Raw genomic sequence first — 3,410 nt, forward strand, 5'->3', positions numbered from 1 at the left:
GCAAATGACAACTCTAAAAAAGGCACCATTACTAAAACCTTTACAGGTTTATAGTGCGGATAACCAACTCATTTCGGAATATGGTGGCAAGCTATCTGTACCCGTTGATTACGATCAGATCCCACAAAGTTTTATTCATGCCTTTTTAGCGGCGGAAGATTCTTCCTTTTTTGAACATAGTGGCATTAGCTTTAAAGGTTTAGGCCGTGCTGTGAGTGAGAGCATTACAGGCTCAAATGTACAAACGGGTGGTTCGACCATCACCATGCAAGTGGCGAAAAACTATTATCTCAGTCCCGAGCGCACATTAAAACGTAAATTGACTGAGGTTTTTCTGGCACGAAAAATTGAGCAAAATTTGACGAAAGAGGAAATATTAACCCTCTATGTCAATAAGATTTTCCTAGGTAAAAATGCCTACGGTATCGCAGCGGCAGCTAAAATTTACTACAACAAAAACTTAGATGAACTCAGCATCGCACAAATGGCGATGATTGCAGGTCTGCCTAAAGCGCCCTCGAAATACAATCCAGTGGTCAACCCAGAACGTGCTTTAGAACGTCGTAACTGGATTTTGGGTCGCATGCTCCAGCTCGGCTACATCAATCAAAGCCAATATGAAAAAGGCATTGCAGAACCGATTAACCTCGATATGCCTGATCGCGGGGTAAGTAACCGATTTCCCTACATCGGTGAAATGGTCCGTAGCGAACTGATTGAAAAGTTTGGCGAGCATGCCATTGACTCTGGTTATAAGGTTTACACCACCATCAACAGTGAACGCCAAGCCTATGCTGAACAAGCGGTGCAAGATGGTTTAGAAGCCTATGACCGTCGTCATGGCTGGCGTGGTGCTGAAGCTCATGACAAACCCTTAAGTAACTTTAGTGCGTTTGCCAACACCTTCCCTGCCGAAGTCATCCGTGTCAATCAAAATAGTTTTGATGCCTTAATGCAAGATGGCTCAACAGTAACCGTGCCATGGTCTGGTATGTCTTGGACACGCCCTTATCGCAATGCCAATGCGGTAGGCGGTGCGCCATCAAGAGCATCCCAAATTGTTAAAGTGAAAGACATTGTACGCCTGCGCCCCAATGACACCAAAACCTCATGGGCTTTGGTGCAACTGCCTAAAGTTCAGGGCCAGCTGATTGCACTGAACCCAAACAATGGGGCTGTAGAAGCACTGGTCGGTGGTTATAACTTTTATCAGTCTAAATTTAACCGAACCACACAAGGTTGGCGCCAACCAGGTTCAATTATTAAACCCTTTGTTTACGCACTCGCTTTAGAACGCGGTATGACACCGTATAGCATGGTCAATGACAGTCCAATCACTATTGGAAAATGGTCACCGCGCAATGCCGATGGTCGCTATTTAGGCATGATTCCACTGCGTCGTGCACTATATTTATCGCGTAACACTGTGTCTGTTCGACTCCTGCAAACTGTGGGCATTGAAAGAACACGCCAATTGTTCATGGACTTCGGCTTAACCGATGAACAGATTCCGCGTAACTACACCATTGCGCTCGGAACACCTCAAGTTTTACCAATTCAAATGGCCACTGGATACTCTGCCTTTGCCAATGGCGGCTATCGCATTCAACCACACTTTATCAACCGTATTGAAGATGCGTATGGCAACATCATTTATCAGAACAATCCTGAATATGCATGTATCAGTTGTATTTCTCAACAAGAATCAAAGCCTCAATCTGCTGACACCATCACACCTGATGATGAAGTGATTGAAGTCACCAACCAAGAGCTGAACCCTGTTGAAAAATCAGCGAATCCAGTGGAGATCAATAGTGACTATCGCCAAGCACAACGTATTTTAAAATCCAGCTCTGCTTATGATATGGCCAATATTTTAAAAGACGTGATTCAACATGGTACAGGTCGTGCTGCTCTACGCATTGGGCGGGATGATTTAGGGGGGAAAACAGGAACCACCAATGATGCGAAAGATGCTTGGTTTGCAGGCTTTAATAGTAAATTGGTAACTGTGGCATGGGTCGGTTTCGATCAACCGACGACTTTAGGACGCCGTGAATACGGTGGTGTAGCTGCCTTGCCAATTTGGACAGACTTTATGGCTAAAGCCTTACAAGGTACACCTTCTTCTTGGGTTCAACTGGACGCCAAAGCCAAAGCACCAGTTCAGCGCCATCAAAAAGGAGCTGTTCAAAGTAATTTAGGCCCGACCCCGCCTTTAGCACAGCCCTTGTATCGACCTGCACCAGTGGTGGTGCCGCGTTCTCCTGAACGAGACTTTGATGATTTACCGGGTGAAGAGGAAACACTGGTTCCACAGAACAGTGCTCCGCCAACCATGCAAACGCCACCCAAAGAACAACCCAAACCGAAAGCCGATGCACTCGATCATTTGATTGATCAAGTCCAATAATAAAAATGCCCGCAGATTAGATTGCGGGCTTTTTTATACTCATGCTTTTTTCTGAAACAGTAAAATTTGATACTGGGCGTGTAACTCAAAAGCTGTTTGCGCCTCTAAAGCTTCACGGCGCTCTGATTTTGCCTTATAGGCATAAGGCGTCATCGCAATCAGGTTTTTTAAGTCCTGCTGATTAAGCTTAAATTCAGCATCAACCACATCATCACTCACCAAGTCAAACACATCACTCAACTGTTCTACAAATTTGCTTGGTTCATGCGGCTTGACCTCTTCAAACAAAGCCTCACGCATTGCATATAAATGCTGAGGCGCAGGCGTCACCACCAACAAGTATCCTTGCGGCTTGAGCACCCTTAAAATTTCCTGTTTTGGAATCGGACTAAATAAACTGCTACATAAATCAATTGACTGATCTAGTACAGGTAAGGTCGCCCCAGTACCGACCACCCACGTGATATTTTTATTGATTTTCGCAGCCACTTGCACTGCATTTTTCGCAATATCAACACCAACACATTGCAGCACTTCTGCCTGCATCGCGTCTGTGTAATAACCTTCACCACAACCAATATCCAGTAAGTTTTCAATCCGAAGCTCGCGTACTTTGTTCACCACGGCTTGCTGTAAAGGCGCATAATACCCTGCACTTAAAAATGCACGGCGTGCTTGTACAGACGCTGGTGTATCCCCCGGGTTCTTACTGTGCTTGTGTTGTACGACATGCAGATTGACGTAGCCTTGTTTTGCCACATCATAACTATGTGAATTCGCACAGCGCCATGTTCTTTCGTTTAAAGTTAAAGCCTCACGACACACAGGACACATGAGCAGATTCATTATTTTCTCCAAGACATTACCTCAGGCATAAAAAAAGCCGGCAAATGCCGACTCTTTTCATACTTTTGCTTAGCGCAATTTTAAGGTCATTAGCCCTAAAACTACCAGCATAATTGTGATAATCCAGAAACGAATCACCACTTGGGTTTCA

Annotated in this window: 3 protein-coding genes; 1 reads left to right on the forward strand and 2 read right to left on the reverse strand. The window is 44.9% G+C overall.

Annotated elements, in window-relative coordinates; translation table 11 throughout:
• Positions 1 to 2,413 (forward strand): penicillin-binding protein 1A (locus B4F08_RS14480; RefSeq protein WP_291374978.1); only part of this gene is annotated, 2,413 nt, incomplete at its 5' end.
• A gap of 39 nt (positions 2,414 to 2,452) precedes the next feature.
• On the opposite strand, the gene B4F08_RS14485 is transcribed toward B4F08_RS14480, so the two are convergent.
• Together B4F08_RS14485 and B4F08_RS14490 are read right to left on the reverse strand one after the other, a co-directional pair.
• Positions 2,453 to 3,259 carry a putative RNA methyltransferase gene (locus B4F08_RS14485; RefSeq protein ID WP_110974179.1) on the reverse strand — a complete coding sequence of 269 codons (807 nt, stop codon included), beginning with the start codon at positions 3,257 to 3,259 and terminating at the stop codon, positions 2,453 to 2,455.
• A gap of 69 nt (positions 3,260 to 3,328) precedes the next feature.
• A partial coding sequence (locus B4F08_RS14490) for a hypothetical protein (RefSeq protein ID WP_291374981.1) occupies positions 3,329 to 3,410 on the reverse strand: 82 nt, incomplete at its 5' end.

Origin of the sequence: Acinetobacter sp. UBA6720, assembly GCF_002454215.1 — a bacterium.
Taxonomy (GTDB): Bacteria; Pseudomonadota; Gammaproteobacteria; order Pseudomonadales; family Moraxellaceae; genus Acinetobacter.